12 protein-coding genes are annotated in these 18,686 nt (G+C 37.6%); 8 read left to right on the top strand and 4 right to left on the bottom strand.

Annotated elements, in window-relative coordinates; all coding sequences use genetic code 11:
• Positions 1–198: 198 nt before the first annotated feature.
• A complete protein-coding gene (locus AC0L7T_RS11880) occupies positions 199–2,085 on the bottom strand; it encodes a sulfatase-like hydrolase/transferase (RefSeq protein ID WP_473342852.1) in 1,887 nt (628 codons plus the stop codon).
• A 269-nt stretch (positions 2,086–2,354) separates the two neighbouring features.
• Between AC0L7T_RS11880 and AC0L7T_RS11875 the strand changes: the two genes are divergently transcribed.
• Together AC0L7T_RS11875 and AC0L7T_RS11870 are read left to right on the top strand one after the other, a co-directional pair.
• Entirely contained in the window at positions 2,355–3,323 is a 969-nt protein-coding gene (locus AC0L7T_RS11875) for an NAD(P)-dependent alcohol dehydrogenase (RefSeq protein WP_473342851.1), read from the top strand.
• Between the two features lie 382 nt (positions 3,324–3,705).
• The gene (locus tag AC0L7T_RS11870) at positions 3,706–4,104 is read left to right on the top strand and encodes a GlcG/HbpS family heme-binding protein (RefSeq protein WP_473342850.1); all 399 of its coding nucleotides are present in this window, start codon (positions 3,706–3,708) and stop codon (positions 4,102–4,104) included.
• Between the two features lie 94 nt (positions 4,105–4,198).
• Here the strand turns inward: AC0L7T_RS11870 and AC0L7T_RS11865 are convergent, their stop codons facing one another.
• A complete protein-coding gene (locus AC0L7T_RS11865) occupies positions 4,199–5,074 on the bottom strand; it encodes an AraC family transcriptional regulator (protein ID WP_473342849.1) in 876 nt (291 codons plus the stop codon).
• Between the two features lie 154 nt (positions 5,075–5,228).
• Here AC0L7T_RS11865 and AC0L7T_RS11860 point away from each other — a divergent pair, with 154 nt between their 5' ends.
• From AC0L7T_RS11860 to AC0L7T_RS11835, 6 genes are all read left to right on the top strand, one after another.
• A complete protein-coding gene (locus tag AC0L7T_RS11860; RefSeq protein ID WP_473342848.1) occupies positions 5,229–8,726 on the top strand; it encodes a PVC-type heme-binding CxxCH protein in 3,498 nt (1,165 codons plus the stop codon).
• A 22-nt stretch (positions 8,727–8,748) separates the two neighbouring features.
• On the top strand, positions 8,749–9,609 hold the full coding sequence (locus AC0L7T_RS11855) for a sugar phosphate isomerase/epimerase family protein (RefSeq protein WP_473342847.1): 861 nt from the start codon (positions 8,749–8,751) through the stop codon (positions 9,607–9,609).
• Positions 9,610–9,645: 36 nt separating this feature from the next.
• A complete protein-coding gene (locus AC0L7T_RS11850) occupies positions 9,646–10,758 on the top strand; it encodes a Gfo/Idh/MocA family oxidoreductase (RefSeq protein WP_473342846.1) in 1,113 nt (370 codons plus the stop codon).
• 666 nt (positions 10,759–11,424) lie between these two features.
• Positions 11,425–12,894, top strand: a complete 1,470-nt coding sequence (locus AC0L7T_RS11845; RefSeq protein ID WP_473342845.1) for a potassium/proton antiporter — start codon at positions 11,425–11,427, stop codon at positions 12,892–12,894.
• Between the two features lie 774 nt (positions 12,895–13,668).
• The gene (locus AC0L7T_RS11840) at positions 13,669–15,666 is read left to right on the top strand and encodes a sensor histidine kinase (protein ID WP_473342844.1); all 1,998 of its coding nucleotides are present in this window, start codon (positions 13,669–13,671) and stop codon (positions 15,664–15,666) included.
• Positions 15,632–16,033: a response regulator gene (locus tag AC0L7T_RS11835; RefSeq protein ID WP_473342843.1), complete on the top strand. Its 402-nt coding sequence runs from the start codon at positions 15,632–15,634 to the stop codon at positions 16,031–16,033. The genes AC0L7T_RS11840 and AC0L7T_RS11835 overlap by 35 nt, the downstream gene beginning before the upstream one ends.
• 148 nt (positions 16,034–16,181) lie before the next feature.
• Here AC0L7T_RS11835 and AC0L7T_RS11830 read toward each other — a convergent pair whose 3' ends face one another.
• Both AC0L7T_RS11830 and AC0L7T_RS11825 read right to left on the bottom strand, forming a co-directional pair.
• A complete protein-coding gene (locus AC0L7T_RS11830; RefSeq protein WP_473342842.1) occupies positions 16,182–17,006 on the bottom strand; it encodes a sterol desaturase family protein in 825 nt (274 codons plus the stop codon).
• Between the two features lie 98 nt (positions 17,007–17,104).
• Positions 17,105–18,526, bottom strand: coding sequence for a sulfatase family protein (locus AC0L7T_RS11825; protein WP_473342841.1), 1,422 nt, complete (start codon positions 18,524–18,526; stop codon positions 17,105–17,107).
• Between the last annotated feature and the right edge of the window lie 160 nt (positions 18,527–18,686).

Here is an 18,686-nt window from a genome sequence, read left to right as displayed (position 1 = left end):
TGATAGTTACAAAAACAATGCAAAAAATAGTGAAACCTAATAATAAAATTGAACTTTACTTTATTGCGTCAACAATTGACAGCTATTGCGTCCATTTTTGATATAGGTATCATAATAAAAAAATAGAAAATCATAATTATCAGCTCTTGAGCGTGTTCATTAAATGGTAAAAATATTTATTCCAATCTTTGGGCTAAATCACTTTACAATAGTATGCGTCCCATTTAAAAAGTTTAAGTTGTGGTTGACAACCCGTACTACATATTTATTTTCATCCTCCATGGCTTCTCGCAGCTCTTCTTGAGCAGGTCTGCTTTTTTCTCCAATTTCATCCAATACCAATGCGGCATTTAATCGGACCCATTCATCACTACTTCGCAAAGACTGGGTTAAGGTAGGTAATCCAATCTCCTCATACCCTAATTTGCATAGTCCTCGTGCTGCTGCAATTTGTACAGAAGCATACGCATCATCTAATAAAGCAATTAATTGAGAATGCAACTGCGGAGTAGCATTAGCTGAATAATTGCCTATACCCGTTGCTGCCCAATAACGGACCACCTCATTTTTATGTGTAAGGTTTTTGGTAAATAACGCAACATCATTGGACAAAGCGGTTTTTTGAATTTCATCTACTGGGATGTTGTTATCTCTCCAAATCGAATATATGGGTTTGCCATTACTTTCCTCCCAATCACGTAAAATTGGTTCGGGAATTAAACCTGTATCCCCTACCCTGGTAGACCATGCAAGGTGCGCTTTCCGCATTTCCTTTAATTTTTCAGAAAACTCAGGATTCTGTGCCAAATTGTGAAGTTCCAGCGGGTCATTGACTAATTCAAACAATTCCTCTACAGGTTTATTATTTGCCATCAGTTTCACTCCAGCCTCAGGTAAGGTTCCTTCAGCATAAGCCCTACGTATTTCCTGCATAATCTCTCCTTTTTCAGGGGTATTCATGTACTGGACGAAGGGCTTTGTAAACTCGTAATAACGGATATATTTAAACTCCTTATCACGTACGGCGCGTTGCATGTCATAGCGCTCATCCATTCGGTCTCTTGAAGCGTAAACATATTCTCTTTGGGGACTTAAATTAGTGCCCAGAAAAGCCCTTCCTTGCATATTCTCAGGTATTGGAATTCCTGCAAGGTTTAAAGCAGTTGGGGCCAAATCCACAAAACTAACCAATTCATCTTCTGTTTTCCCCGCACTTTGTGGCAACAAATGGCGATAGGCTTCCGGCGCATATACGATTAAAGGAACCTTTAACCCCGTATCATACAGCCACCTTTTGTGCATTGGCACACCTGCTCCATGGTCGGAATAAAACATGATAATGGTATTTTCCGATAAACCGTCTTCTTTTAATTGAGCAACTAAATCGGCTACGTAACTATCGAGTGCTGTTATATTGTTATAATACCTGGTCCACAATTCATTCACTACAGGAGTGTTCGGAAAATATGGTGGAAGTTGAACTTCTCCTGCTTTTATTAATTGATCTTCGGGAATAGCTTTAACTACTTCCAAGTGCTTTTCTTTCAGATTTGTCGCGCTTTCATGTGTACCTAAAAAATTGAAAACTGCAAAAAATGGTTGGTCCTTATTTTCTCTGTTTCTCCAATGCGCATTTTTACCAGACGCATCCCAAATTTTGGAGGAATTATAAACCAAGTTATAGTCTTCCTTACTGTTATTCGTACAATAATATCCCGCCTCACGTAAATACTCCGGGTAATACTTAAATGTGTCAGGAAATTTACCCTTGCTCCGCATATGTTGAGAACCAATGGAAGATTGGTGCATGCCAGTGGCAATAGACGATCGGGCTGGCGCGCAAACCGGAGCTGAGGCTATGGCATTGGTGTACAAAACCCCCTCTTTGGCCAACTGATTTAAGAATGGCGTTTTTGCAAATTCATCACCATAACATCCTAAATTAGGGCTGATATCTTCAGTCGTTATCCATAAAATATTGGGTTGCACCGGCTCAAAGGTTTGTCCCTTACAGGACAAGAAAAAACTTATTCCACAGCCAAAAACCAAAGCAATGTAACCTATATTCCTAATTTGAGATCTCATGTAAATGATGCATTTAAAAGGTAGCGTAAACTTTACTAGGTCCTTCCAAAACATTATGCCAAAAGAACACGTCAAAATAATGAGATTAAAAGGCTATTGCAAAATATATTAAAGGGGATTTCCTCCATCCTCTTGTGAAAAGGTCAATTAACGATGATTGTTTTTCATAATCTTCGTGTTTTGGCTATCTTTCTTTTTAAATTATTTTTATTGCTCACAGGAAGAACCAACCATTGTATTTATTTAACCTTTAATGCATCCGCTTAACTATGAAGGCACTCATCTTTGAAAAATACGGCTTACCTGAAAAGGTATTGAAATTAAGTGAGCAAGACACTCCTGTACCAAAGGCCAATGAAGTATTGGTTAAAATCCATTGTACGGCAATCAATGACTACGATTGGAGTATGGTAAGAGGTAAACCATTGCTGTATCGGCTTATGTTTGGTTTGATCAAGCCGAAATCGAAAATAATGGGGATGGAACTTTCTGGAACAGTTGTTCAGCTGGGCGCTGAAGTAGAAAACCTCAGCATTGGTGATGCTGTTTTCGGTGACACTTCGGAACATGGTTTTGGAACTTTTGCTGAATACATTTGTATCCACCACAAAGCATTGGTTAAAAAACCTAAATCCATTTCATTTGAGTCAGCAGCAGCTCTGCCTCATGCGTCTCTTTTGGCGCTACAGGGTTTAAGGGATATTGGCAAGATCAAGGAAGGTATGAAAGTACTAATTAACGGAGCAGGGGGCGGTGTAGGAACGTTGGCTATACAGTTGGCAAAATTGTACCATTGCGAAGTAACGGGTGTAGATAGTAAGGATAAGTTAGCAATGCTTAAGACCTTGGGATATGACCACGTTTTGGACTATAATGAGGAAAATTTTACCAAAAATGGCCTTCAATATGATTTGATTCTTGATTGCAAAACCAATCAATCTCCCCTTTCTTATCCTGGATCGCTGAAGCCAAGCGGTACCTATGTGACTATTGGTGGTAGCCTAATCCATTTGTTAGCAACTTTAATCTGGGGAAAGCTGCTATCACTCTTCTCAAATAAAAAACTGAGTATTCTAAGCCTTAAACCTAATGTAGGCCTGCCCTACATTGCTGAACTTTATGAAAAAAAACAGCTCAAACCAATTATTGACGGTCCATATCCAATGGAGGCTGCCGCTGAAAAACTTCAGTATTTTGGCAATGGACAGCATAAGGGGAAAATTATTCTAAACCTCTAACCCTAAAGACAACCTAGTCAACCCAAAGCAAAGAGGCTGTTTTATGTTCATTTTTATAAATTCAAAAAGGAAGACAATTACGATCGACTAATCTCGAAGTGTTTTTATCACCTTAAGGATTTGCTATTGCCTTTTTTGAACTAAATAAACCCGTTTGGAGAAAATTTGTGGCAATGGTTTCCTGGGAACAACATTTCATTCAGTAAAGGAACTGCATAAAGAATATGGGCCTACGGGGGAGATAGGCTGTATTTTGTCAATTAGAAAGTCAAGCACAAAAGATTTTAATCAGTTTGGCTAGACTCATTATGTAAATTTTTCCTATATTTAATTTTATAATATTAAGTTTTATTAAATCAATTATTATTTAAACCCTATTAATATGAATATTACATTAGCTCAAGCTGAAAAAATCATAGCGGCTGCCAAAGACAAAGCAACTGCCATTGACACAAAAATGAATATTGCTGTAGTGGATGCTGGTGCCAATCTTTTGGCATTTGTACGCATGGATGGTGCTTGGTTGGGATCATTGGATATCTCTATCAAAAAGGCCAAAACAGCACGTTTTTTTGACATGAACACCGGCATAATAGGGGAATTGTCTCAGCCTGGTGGATCCTTATACAATATTGAACATTCCAATAATGGGCTTATCACCTTCCCTGGTGGCGTACCTATAAAAAATAGCTCTGGTGAAGTAGTCGGTGCAATTGGGGTCAGCGGAAGCGCTGTAGAAAACGACCATGCCGTAGCTGAAGCAGGTGCTAAAGCACTTTAAATAAAAAGTATTTAAGCCGGACAATTTGCAAATATTTGTCCGGCCTTTTTTTTATTCCAGAATAATTTTTTTGCTCAAATTGATTGCAATCGAACTATTCATACCTGGTTTGAAAATCTTTTTTATAGGATTTAGGGGTCATTCCAATTCTTTCTTTGAATTGCCGGTTAAAATTTGAAAGCGTATTGAATCCGCTATCGTAACTCACTTCGCTAATGTTTAGATTTTCGGCATGAAGCAGTTTGCAAGCATGACTAATCCTCACTTCTGATAAAAAATCAGAAAAAGATTTATTCATTCTGGACTTGAAATACCGTGAAAAAGAACTGCTCGTCATGTTGATCAAGGCTGCAACCTCTTCCAGTTTAATGTCTTGTTGGAAATGATCCATAACAAATTCGTGAACCCTACTCATTCTATCTTTTTCAGATTCTTTATTGGCATTTGTATATCCTGCTTGCACAATCGTCTTGACTTCACTGGACCTGGAAATCAGCACTAATATTTCAAGTAGCCCGATAATTCTTTCCAAACCTTTCTTTTGAACCAGATTAATCATTTGCATTTTGATTAATTTATTGGTTTCCCCCACTACCTCAAGACCAAGTGAAGCTCTTTTGAGCAAGGTATGCAACTCTTCATATTCCTCTTTGGCATCCATATTCTTTCCTAAAAAGTCTTCAGGAAAATAAACAACTATCCCTTGGGTCTTGAGCTTGCTCTCTTTTTCAAAATACTCCTGATCATTCCTCCAAAGGTGAGGTAAATTAGGACCAGTAAAAACCAGGTCATTTGGTTTGAAAGCCCGCATGTCATCCCCCACAAACCTGGTTCCTCTCCCTTCAAGGACTAAGAAAAGCTGGTACTCTGGATGGAAGTGCCAATTCTTGTCAAAACTAGGCGCTATCAGTTCTTTAACCACGAAAGCGCTGTGTTCAGGAATACGCGATTTTTGAAAGGCCTTCTTCAATAGTAATTATTTTATGTTATATATAGGTTCAAAAATAGTAAAAATTGACAAAAAACAGTCATTATCAGACAAAAAACAGTAAGCATGGTGACAATAAAACGCCCAAATTAGTATCTTGAAATAGGAGTACAATATTACCCAAACTACAATTACAATGAAAAACCTCGGGATAATTGCCATTGCCATGTTATTATGGATGTCATGTGGCACCAAATCTAACAGGATTGAGCTATCAGATGGGCCAAGGAGAGCGGAAATACTATTCCTCGGCCACGAAAGCACGCATCATGATTCAGAAAAATTAATGCCCATTCTTGCCAGGCATTTATTCCAAAAAGGGATCAACCTTACTTATACCGCTGACCCTGATGACCTTAACGAAGAAAAATTAAGACTTTATGATGGCCTTATTATTTATGCCAATCATGAAACCATATCCAAAGAACAAGAGGTAGCACTCAAAAACTATGTAGAGGGAGGCAAGGCATTGATTCCCATTCACAGTGCCTCTTTTTGTTTCCAAAATTCTGATTGGTTTATAGAAACGGTGGGAGGTCAATTTTCTACTCATGGAACCGGTGAATTCACAACTACCATTACAGATCCTTCCCACCCAGTAATGGATGGTATTTCCACTTTTACAACCTGGGATGAAACTTATGTTCACAGCCATTTAAATGAGGACATGACCATTTTGATGGAAAGGGATGAAGGAGACAAAAAAGAACCCTATACCTGGGTAAGAGAACAAGGCAAAGGTCGTGTATTTTATACCGCCTATGGTCATGATGAAAGAACATGGAATCAACCTGAATTTCAAAAATTAGTAGCCAATGGCATTTTATGGGCCATTGGAGATAATATCGCTGAGCAGGTGGCTGAGTTTGACATTCCACAGCCTCAATTTGAGGATGCGAAAATCCCCAACTACGAAAACAATGATCCAGCACCCAGGTACCAACTTCCACTTTCACCCGAAGAATCCATGAAATTGGTACAGGTTCCTGTTGGTTTTGAATTACAGCTTTTTGCTTCAGAACCAGACATTATCAACCCAATGGCCATTGCATGGGATGATAAAGGGCGGCTTTATTCAATTGAGACATCTGACTACCCCAATGAAGTAAGGAAGGATGGAGGCAATGATAAAATCAAGATTTTGGAGGACACCGATGGAGATGGAAAGGCAGATAAAATCACTGTTTTTGCAGAAGGCTTAAATATCCCAACCAGTATGGTTTATGTCAATGGAGGTATATTACTTTCTATGGCGCCAGACTTTATCTTTCTAAAAGATACAGATGGGGACGACAAAGCAGATATTAGAGAAACCATCATTACCGGCTGGGGAAAAAGTGACACCCATGCAGGGCCTTCCAATTTAAAATATGGTTTCGACAACAAGATCTGGGGCGTTTTAGGCTATTCAGGCTTTAAAGGAGAAAAAGAGGGGAAAGCCTTGTCATTCAGTCAGGGAGTATACAGGTTTTCTCCTGATGGCACGAACCTTGAATTCCTCGGCAATACCAGTAACAATACCTGGGGCTTAGGTTTTACTGAAGAATTTAACACCTTTATTTCCACTGCAAATGGTCAGCACAGTGCTTATTTGGCTATGCCCAATAAATTTGTAAAACGACCTGTAAACGGAGGTTCCGTCAATGCTGTTCATGGTATAGACAGCCATTATGATATGCCCCACCTTACGCCATTTCTACGTCAGGTAGATTGGCATGGTAGTTACACAGCTGCTGCTGGACACAATTTTTATACAGCAAGGAGCTTCCCTAAAACTTACTGGAACAAGGTCGCCTTTGTAGCAGAACCAACCGGTAGGGTTTTACACAACGCTCTAATAACCCCCCAAGGATCAGGTTTTAAAGAGAAAAATGGTTTTAACCTATTGGCAAGTTCGGATGAATGGTTTTCTCCTGTCCATGCAGAAGTGGGACCTGATGGCGCAGTCTGGATCGCCGATTGGTATAACTTTATCATTCAGCACAACCCTACGCCCAAAGGCTTTGAAAATGGGGATGGGAATGCCTATATCAATCCTCTTAGAGACTCTAAACATGGTAGAATCTACCGATTGGTTTATAAAGGAGGGGATTATAATACGATGTCCATCGATCCTACCAATAATAATAATCTTATTGATGGGTTGAAAAGTGACAATATGTTTTGGAGAATGACCGCTCAAAGGCTTATTGTAGAAAATCAGAATACCTCAATAATTGAAGACCTCCTTCAACTCCTGGCCGACCAATCAGTGGATGAAATCGGTTTAAATTCTCCTGCGGTTCATGCTTTATGGGCCCTGCATGGAATTGGGGCACTAGATGGAAGCAATGAAATGGCCATGGATGCTGTAACAAAGGCATTGAAGCACCCTGCAGCAGGGGTGAGAAAAAATGCCATTCGGGTATTGCCTAAAAACGAGACAGTTATGCAGGCCATTTTGGCTGCCAATCTGATCAATGATGAAAATCTTAATACCAGAAAAGAAGCACTACTTGCCATTGCAGAGATGCCTGCTTCTGCCGATGTTTCAAGTTTGCTTTTATCTGCTAGTCAAGACGATAAAAATGCTACAGATGCTTATCTTCCTCAAGCATTGTTTGCTGCAGTAATCTCACATCCATCCTCTTTCAACGATTCTTCGATAGCGTATGAACCAATTGATAAACCTGACTCATTGTTATCGTTAAATGAGCGGCTATCCAAGAGCTTAATTGAGGAACAATACAGTTTGGACAGAAGATCTGGAGTTCCATTTCCACCACAAATAGCAGGCAAAGAAATTCGAATCCAAGCCACATTAAGCAAGTCCGATGAACCATTAACAGGGATAATTGTGGCGCAGGGAGACAAGACCAATGGTTATAGCTTGTACATCTTAAATGATCGCGTTTACTGGTTGGTAAAACAAAATGGAAAAGCCTACCAAGCGGTTTCCAGCATAAACTTACCCAAGCAGCAATTTGTATTGAATGCTTCCCTAGAAAAAGGTGGCAAGATGTCGATAAGCATCAATGACAATCAGCTTGCAAAAGCGAAGGCTTCTGGGCTTTTCACCAAGGATTTTGATCAGGAAAGGGTTAGAATAGGGCATGACAATATGGGTACATCTCAGGTGGGGGATTACAAGGATCGCTTTTATTTTAACGGAAGAATGAATTCCAGGTCTTCTTTTCTTAACCTTAAGGTCCCTATAGGAGGTAATGAACCTGAGGCTACTGAAATAGAACAAGGTCAGGATCAAACAAAGAATGCAGGTTCAGTTACCATCAAAATGGGCGTAATTGCCCATGAAATGAAGTTTGACAAGGCCAGCTTTAAGGTTAAAGCTGGGCAGCAAGTAACCATTGATTTTGTAAACAATGATTTTATGCAACATAATCTATTGATAGGTAAATCCGGAAGTTTGGAAACCATAGGCAAAGCTGCAGATGAATTGGCAAGAGACCCTAAAGGCATCGAAATGAATTTTGTACCAAAAATACCGGAAATAATTGCTGCTACTCCTTTGGTGGATCCGGAAGGCAATGAAAGCCTGGTATTCACTGCCCCGAGCATACCTGGAGAATACCCTTTCTTGTGTACTGTTCCCGGGCATTGGAGGATTATGAATGGCGTAATGATTGTAGAATAAGATTTTAAATAAAAGATAAGTAATGGCTTTAGATATAAAATTGGGTGTTAGTACCTGGCTATGGACCTCTCCATTCAGCTCAGATACCATTTCGCTTTTTCCTAAAATAAAGAAGATGGGTTATGATGCTGTGGAAATCCCTGTAGAGGACCCATCATTAATCGATACAGCAATAGTTGACAAAGCCTTAAAAGACAATGGCCTTAGTCCTATTATTTGTGCTGCTTTTGGCCCTAGCCGCGACCTAACGCATGATGATCCTTCATTTCATCAAACCAGTTTTGAATATATACAGGCTTGTTTTGATATAAGTGCAGCCTTGGGTGCGGAATTTGTGGCTGGCCCCATGTATTCGGCGGTGGGCAAGGCACGGTTGGTTTCTCCAGAACAAAGAAAAATCGAATGGGACCGGGCTGTAAATAATTTGCACAAGGTTTGTCAGATGGCAGACAAGTCAGGTCAAAAAATAGCTTTGGAAGCGTTAAACCGATTTGAAACGGATCTGATCAACACAACCACTGACTTGATGCAATTAATTTCTGACATAAATCATCCAGCTGCCAGGGTATTATTGGATGGGTTTCACATGAATATAGAAGAACCAAGTATTGAAGCAGCCATTTTACAGGCCGGTGAAAAGCTGATCCATGTTCAGGTGTCGGAAAATCACCGCGGAACTCCAGGAACTGGACAAACAAGGTGGGAAGACTTCAAATCAGGACTGGAAAAAGTAAAATACAAAGGTACAATCACAATAGAGAGTTTTACTCCTGAAATAAAAGAATTGGCCGGTGCAGTTTGCATATGGAGGCCTTTGGCAGAAAGTCAGGATAAATTTGCTTCTGAGGGTTACAATTTTCTAAAAAATTGGGCCTACAACTAATAAAATTCAATCGTTCAACCCAAATAATTTGTTAACATGAGTAAGAAATTGAATATAGCGATCATAGGACTGGGATTTGGTGCGGAATTTATCCCTATTTATCAAAAACATCCTTCTGCCAATATTTATGCCATTTGCCAAAGAAATAAGGCAAAACTGGATGAAATTGGAGATGCCTTCGGTATAGCCAAAAGGTATACTGATTATGATGAATTGCTAAAAGATCCAAATATCGATGCGGTTCACATAAACACTCCTATCCAGGCACATGCGGAACAATCCCTTAAAGCTTTAAGGGCAGGCAAACATGTAGCATGCACGGTACCTATGGCTACAACCGTAGAGGAATGTCGGCAAATAGTAGCTGAAACGGAGCGAACAGGCCTTACCTATATGATGATGGAGACTGTGATTTACAGCAGGGAGTTTCTTTTTGTAAAAGAAATGTATGAGAGTGGAGCAATGGGTAAATTGCAATTTTTACGTGCAAGTCATCAGCAAGAAATGGCCGGATGGCCCGGGTATTGGGAAGGCCTCCCTCCTATGCACTATGCCACACATTGTGTCGGACCAGTTTTGGCATTGCCTAAAGCAGAAGCTGAATATGTTTCCTGTTTTGGCTCTGGAAAAATTGACGAAAACCTGATTGAAAAGTACGGCTCTCCATTTGCTGTAGAATCCTGCCATATCAAATTAAAGGATTCGGATCTTTCCGCAGAAGTTACCCGATCCCTTTTCAATACTGCACGTCAATACCGAGAGAGTTTTGATGCCTATGGGTCTGAAAAATCCTTTGAATGGACACTAATCGAAGACGAAGACAGTGTGGTTCATACCGGCGAAATACCTGAAAAGGTTAAAATTCCGGATTATGCCCATTTACTCCCGGAAGAGATCGCCCCATTTACTACTGCAGGTGTATACGATGATGGCGACAACCAGCACCTTTCATTTATACAAGGGGCTGGACACGGAGGATCGCATCCACATCTGGTCCATGAATTTATAGCTGCGCTACAGGAAGATAGAGCGCCTTATCCAAATGCCCGGCAATCTGCTAACATTACCTGTGTTGGTATTTTAGCACATGAATCGGCCATGAAAGGAGGAGAAATTATCAAACTTCCTGATTTTACTTTTAATAAATAACAAACCTATTTTACCTATTGTGCCCGGATTCCAACCAATCCGGGTATTTTTTTTGATCGTAAAGAATATTGGCAAAATACAAGTTGCCCAGACCCATTTTAATAAGTCTGTTCATTCATTGATAGAAAGTGATGACAAATGAAAAGAATGTATCGGATAGAAATGGGGCTTTTCAGGTATATGGCCTTATTTACTTTTTACAAGTTTATAATTCAATTTTTCCATCTAACTATTTTTTAAAGTAATGGGGTAAACCTTCTAAGAATTCTTTATTTTTGCTTTTTAGCACGGATTATTCAATAGTTTTCGGAGTGAGGGCCTCAATTTCAAGTAAACAGGACAGCAAAAAAAAACCAGGTGATGACACTGTATAAGTAAAACTGGTAACAGCAAAGGTCAACCAATTTCAGCGTGATACCACCAGATAATAGAATACCTTTTGAATATTTTGAGTTAAATCACTTCTTCAGCTTTTGAGTATAAAAATGAAAGGATTGCCCAAGGCAACACCTTCAAATTTATTTTAGAATCAGGATAAAACGCTATGAACTTCTAATGGCCAATTCCTATTCGAGGAATAATTATTAACACTCTTAATTATTCCTCGATTTAGGTCCCAGAATAATAACTGTTTAACAATTGTTTAAAAGTATAAATTAAGGTTGGATGAATATAACCATTGAGAACATAATACTGATAGGCTCTGTTCTATTACTTATAAGCATAATTGTTGGAAAGCCAAGTTACCGGTTCGGGATACCGACCTTATTATTATTCCTTAGCATTGGCATGTTGGCTGGCTCAGATGGCATAGGAGGTATTTATTTTGACAATCCTGAAGTTGCTCAATTTATAGGTATTGTCTCACTAAATTTCATCCTTTTTTCTGGCGGTTTAGATACAAGGTGGCCTTCCGTAAAACCTGTTCTTAAAGAAGGAATCGCATTGTCTACCTTAGGGGTTTTATTAACCGCTTTAGGTCTAGGCTATTTTGTGTATTGGATCACCGACTTTACCCTTTTTGAGAGTTTACTTTTAGGCGCAATCGTATCTTCTACAGATGCGGCGGCTGTTTTTTCCATTCTCAGGGGAAAAAACCTTGCCTTGAAGAAAAACCTACGCCCCACCCTGGAATTAGAAAGTGGAAGCAATGACCCCATGGCTTATGTGCTGACGATAGCATTTTTATCGCTGGTTCAGCACCCTGACAAAGGCGTTTGGTCAATAGTAACATTGTTCTTTTCACAAATGATTATAGGGGCCATAGCTGGCCTTCTATTTGGAAAACTTAGTAAATGGATAATAAATAAAATTAAACTTGATTTTGAAGGCCTATATCCTGCACTTACCATTGCCTTAATGTTTATTACTTTCTCCGCTACAAATACCTTGTATGGCAATGGGTTTCTCGCGATTTATATTTGTTCCGTTTATCTTGGAAACCAAAACATTATTCATAAAAATACCATTTTAAGAATGTTTGATGGTTTGGCTTGGCTGATGCAAATTGTATTGTTTCTAACACTTGGACTCCTTGTTTTTCCATCCCAGATTATTCCATATATAGGCATTGGTTTAATTATTTCTCTTTTTCTTATCATCGTAGCTCGCCCACTGGCTGTATTCATTTCGCTTATACCATTTAAGATGAAGTTAAAGCGGAGATTTTATATCTCTTGGGTAGGTTTAAGAGGTGCTGTCCCCATTGTATTTGCTACTTATCCTTTATTGGCGGGCATTGACAAGGCCAATATTATTTTTAACATTGTATTTTTCGTTGCTATAAGTTCTGTACTAATTCAAGGAACAACCATATCTTTAGTTGCTAAGTGGCTGAAGGTGGGCTTACCAGAAGGCGCCGTAAAACCTACTCCAAGCCAGGAGTTTCTTGAGGAACATCCCAAAACAATTTTAAGGGAAATAATTCTCAAAAAGGATACTGATGCCATAGGGAAAAAAATTGTGGATTTAAATTTCCCTAAAAATGCCATAATTGCAATGATTGAAAGGGATGAAAATTATCTAATGCCAAATGGCTCGACCATTTTAAAAGCCAACGATAAGTTGGTTGTCTTGACGGATAAACTTGAAAACATCAAAGATGTCTACGCATCACTAAAACTTCACCATGAATAAAACTTAGTAGAAAAAGTTAAAAAGGTTTTACTTTAGGTAGTGCTCAGAAATGGTCTAATTTCCTAAAATTGCCAACATTTTCTAAAAAAAATAGGGGCTAGCTAATACCAAACCATTAGCCTAATCAAAGTTAAAAAAAGTCCTGAAAATATTCATTTACTTCTAACTGGTGGATTAGATAGATTATTTTCTAAACTTCTTTGATTTAGTAGCAAAAATTAAAATCCCGCTAAATTGAAGATAGATTTAAAAAAACCAATATTAAAACTGATAAAATACAACGAAATAATTTTATTTTTCAATTCCTATATGTTTTTAAAAATAAATTTTAGTTGAAATAGTATAATTATTTCTCAAGAAAACTACTACTTATTAGGGTTTAAACTGAAACAAATACCCCCTTATATTAATCCGAAATACTCATATAGCTAGACCAATTCCTAGCAATTGAAAAGAGTAAAAAAGTGTTTCTTGAACGTTTAATATCAGTTTATCAAAAATATTAACTAAATATATGGTACCTTTTGAGAGGATGATGTTCGTGAAACACATCGTTACGGCAAAAAATAATAAAAAAGACGATTTTTTTTAATAAAGGAATCAAATGATTGCTATCATTATATAAATTTAGGAAACGAATTCGCTGTCAGTTTTTAATTTTGAATGGGTCTTGAAACAAGAATTATTATTTTACGCTGTAATAAGTGTACCTATTATGAATAGAAACTTTTTAACAGTAAATTAGTTACCATAATAATTACATTTTTAAATCCTATGTCAAGAACCATTTTTAAAAAACTTAATTTAAATAAAATTGAAAGAGCATTAATTTCAATTTGTTTGGTATTGAGCTTGGCTGTTTTAATTGGATGGTTTATAGGTATTTACGAATTATTGGGTATGACACCTAGTGGTGCCACCATGAAATTCAATACCGCCTTGATTTTTCTTTTAGCTGGTATCCTAATGGCTATCCGTCACAAAAAAGAGAAAAGTTATCGTACTACCTACATGGTTTTAGCCAGTGTTTTAATCCTTATTGGCATTATAACATTAGGGGAATATATAGATTGGGCATTTATTTCAATTGACAATATTTTTGTAACCGACACCTTCTCAGCGAAAAACCCTGGCAGAATGTCTCCTGCCACAGCCATATGTTCAATTTTATTAGGATTAGGTTTTTTAGGAAACTTGATGCCTAATAAAACTTTTGGGAAAATAGGTTTGTATGCTTTCTCATCAACAGCTATAATTTCACTTGTGGCTATTATTGCTTTTATCCTATCAATACCAGTAGCCAACAAGACTTCTTTATTTAAAACGATGGCCATTAATACATCAGGTCTATATTTTTTAATTTCTACCTTACAATTATTTAAAAACCAAAACTCTCCTTTTCACCAAATCTTAACGGGTGATTATGAAGGCAGCAAATTAACACGTAAAATTCTTCCTTCACTTTTTTTGTTTCCTATTTTCTCCAGCTACTTGCTAATTTTAGGAATTCAACAAGACTTCATTACCATCGATTTCGGGCTGGTAGCTTATGCTGCTATTTTCATACCTGTGAGTATCATTTATGTTATATATATAGCATTAGGACTAAACAAGACAGATGCAGAAAGACAGCAACTAGCAAAGGAATTGGAAGAAAATAATCGCTACTATCTCAAACGATTCAAACAAGGAATCGATCGGGTATCCATTGTTTCACTAATGAATACGGATAAAGTAATAACCTATGTCAATGATTCATTTCGAAAGATATCTAAATACTCAAGAAATGAGCTTATTGGAAATACCCATTCCATATTAGATTCAGGGTACCACGATAAACAATTTTTCATCGACATGTATACCACCATCGGTTCTGGTGAAATTTGGGTAAAAGAAATAAAAAACAAAGCAAAAGATGGTACTTATTTTTGGACTTTGACTGCATTTGTTCCTTTCAAAAACGCAAAGGGTGAGATTTCTGAATACATGGCACTAAGTCAAGACATAACGGAACGAAAAGAAGCTGAGGAGTTGAAAATGGACTATGTGAAGAAGCTTGAGTATAAAAACAAAGAGCTCGAACAATTTGCCTATGTTGCCAGCCATGATCTTCAAGAACCTTTACGTACAGTTATCAATTATACAGACCTGCTTGCAAAAAGAAGAACGGATTCATTTGATGAATTAGGTTTAAAAAGCTTACAATTTATTCAGGAGGCAACAGTCCGCATGAGTCAACTAATCAATAGTTTACTGGATTATAACCGTATTGGCAAAGACAATAACCTAACCCTTGTTGATTTTAATGATTTGATAAATGGAATAAAAGTTGATCTTAGCAAAAAAATCAGCGAAACTGGTACCACAATTGTAGTAAATAAATTACCTTCGATTTTAGGCTATGAAACTCAACTAAGAATGCTTTTCCTAAACTTAATTTCCAACGCGATTAAATTCCGAAACGAGGGAACAAAGCCACTAATAACAATCTCAGCAAGCCAACAAGAAAAAGAATGGTTGTTTTCTGTAAAAGACAATGGAATAGGCATTTCCTCAGAACACCAAGAGAAGGTTTTTGTTATCTTTCAACGCCTACACAATAAAAATAAATATGAAGGCTCCGGAATTGGACTGTCTCATTGTAGAAAAATTGTAGATTTGCATGGAGGAAAAATTTGGGTCGATTCGCAGCTAAATGAAGGAAGTATTTTTAATTTTACAATAAGAATCAAAGATCATGAGAAAAAAAGTAAACTGCATCTTATTAATTGATGACGACGAACCAACAAACTTTTTACATAAAATCATTATTGACGACAGTGGTATAGCGGAAAAGGTTGTAGCCGTACAAAGTGGCTATGAAGCGTTAGAATATTTAGAGAAAAAAGAAGAAGGTGAGTACCCTCCTGATATTATCTTTCTTGACATTAATATGCCTGCAATGAACGGCTGGGAATTTATGGAAGAATATGATAAATTAGATGATGGTCTTAAAGGAAAAGTTGTAGTCGTAATGTTAACGACATCTATCAATCCAGATGATAAAGAGAAAGCACTTTCCAGAGGGTTTATCAATGGATTTTTAAGCAAACCACTTACTAAGGAAATGCTTGAAAATATTGTAGACAACCAGCTGTAGTATAATTTCTTTAATATTAAACTTTGTTTTCGGGGTACAATTCCTAAACGGAGCTTATTTAACAGGCAATCTCTTCTTTTTTTCAATGAATGCAAAATTTCAACATCCAATCCAAAAAAAGCAGAAAAAGCGTCTTGGAGACTTGATTTTATTTTCGGTTTTTTGGCTCATATTTAGCGCGTTCAATATTAATAAATGGACTTTTCATAAGGTATAGAAATTTTTGTTTGTTTTTGGAATCAAATTCTTCTAAACCATATTTCATTTTATTTGCATCCATCTTTTTAAATGTGCCAAATAACCGATCCCAAACGATAAATATATCAGCATAATTCGAATCAGTATAAAACTGATCCTGCTGATGATGCACTCTATGGTGGTCTGGCATTACAAAAATCAACCCCAAAGTAGAATTTAACCATCTAGGATAATTAAAATTTGCATGCTCAAAAAAGAAGAATATATAGAGAATAAAATAGTACAATGCTATTGATAAAACATCCGTTCCGAATAACAGAGCAGTAATAATATTCCCAAGGCCAAATACCAAAATTAATTCCATAGGATGAAATCGAAACACTGTTGAAGAATCCATAGTGGTGTCGCTATGGTGAACTCTGTGAAAACGCCAAAGTAAGGGTATTTTATGTGTCCCTTTATGTATCCAATACGCAGTAAGGTCATACAAGGCGACCGAAACAAGCAATTTGGCCCAGATAGGTAGGGAGAACAGATAGAGCAAGCCAATTTGTTGTCCATTCAACCAGCCTATAAGGAAGACTTGGAAAGTCACAAAAAAGATATTGAGAACAACAAGTACAATTTGAAACAACACATTTTGAATAAGGTGTTGCATCCTATTCTTAAAATTAAACCTCGTTTTCATCAACTGCTCTAAGGAAAAGAAAAAGGCGATCAGACCAATGACAATGAAATTTGGGTCAATCCCCAATAGTTTATTTATGAAATCCATAGATGCTGATGTTTTTTCACTAAATAGGCATTAGACAATCTATTAAGTAATGAGATCGCTTTAAAACCAGCCACTTCGAGTTTAAATAACCAATTGATTTATTTCCTATAATCCATTCCTTTCTTACTGTTTTCAACCGATAATAACCATTCAGACAATTCAGTTTCTAACTGCGCTGCAACCTCGGGGAATTCGTTGATAATATTGTTCTTTTCCGACCTATCCTTCAGCAAATCAAATAATTCAAAGTTTTCCAAATTTTCATCAGCAATAAGTTTGTACTGATGGGTCACCCATGACACATTTGGTGTACATATAAAACCCATCGGTTTAATTCTCTCTTCTTCATTGCCTTCGATTGCATCCAATATACTAGTACCGTCCAATGCCCGCTCTTCAGGATAATCTAATCCCAAAAGATCAAGAATGGTGGGTAAATAATCACTGGTAAAAGCAGGGAAATCTATTTTTCTGCCGCCTTCTATTTTATTCTTCCAGATCACAAAAGCAGGCACCCTTACTCCACCTTCATACAAACTCCTCTTTCTACCCCGGAACACCCCTGCGCTACCTGGAGTCCCGTCCTCAGGTCCATTGTCACTACAGAAAAACACAATGGTTTCCTCTTCAATTCCTGCCTTTTCCAAAGTTTCCCATAATCTCCCAATTTGCTTATCCATCGCTGAAATGGTTCCGTAGTACAATTGCTCCGGTAAATCCATGTCAGCATATAAACTCCTGTCTAAACTATCACTGACTACCGGTAAATGAGGAGTATGAAACCAAATGGTGGAGAAGAATGGCTGTTCCATTTTTACTGAATTTTCAATAAAAGGTACCACACGATCCATTATTACGCGAGAATCATCTCCTTGCACATTACTGGTATCCATTTGATTTTCTCCTTTCCAATAAACGGTACCATAATTATTTGTTGAATCATTGCCTTCTACAGCTCTCCACCCATATCGCATGCTTTCTCCTGCTATGAATTCTTTTGGAGAGACCATAGGGTCATAAGTTGGGACTTTGGACTCTGTACAAAAAAAGGTGTCATAACCATGATCAGATGGAACGGTATAATCCTTAAGAAATTTTTCCTTGCCCCCTCTATTAGCGTCGGGAATTGATTTGGACAGTGTACCAAGGTGCCATTTCCCAAAGTGTCCCGTAGCATATCCTTCTTTTTGCAACAGTTCTGAAATAGTAATTTCCTCTTCCTTCATGTGTCCAGTATTGGCATAGGGAATGTCCATTCTTAGTGGATTTCTACCTGTGATCAAACTGGCCCTGGTAGGTGAACATACCGCAGAAGCTGAGTAAAACCGATTGAAAACAACTCCGTTAGCGGCTAGTGAATCCAAAAAAGGCGTCTTTAAAGCTGTATTTCCATTAAATCCTGCATCATACCAGCCTTGGTCATCTGTCATGATTAATATAATGTTTGGCTTTTTGCCAGGATCTTGACAGGAGGAAGCAAAAACCCCTAAAACGAAAAAAAGTTTTAACAATCTACTCATGGTATAGGTTATTGAATCAAATTCTTGAAAATTCAGCAATTCAATATACCTACTTTTAGCCTATTTTGGGCAATAAACGTTCAATGATTCCCATTGTGGCAGACTGTATCCTCTAAATTCAAAAAAGCCCTGACCAAACAGTTTTACCAGTTTAATCAGG

It is taken from the genome of Cyclobacterium sp. 10D3-21, assembly GCF_055809755.1.
This window is presented reverse-complemented; position numbering and strand designations above follow the sequence as displayed.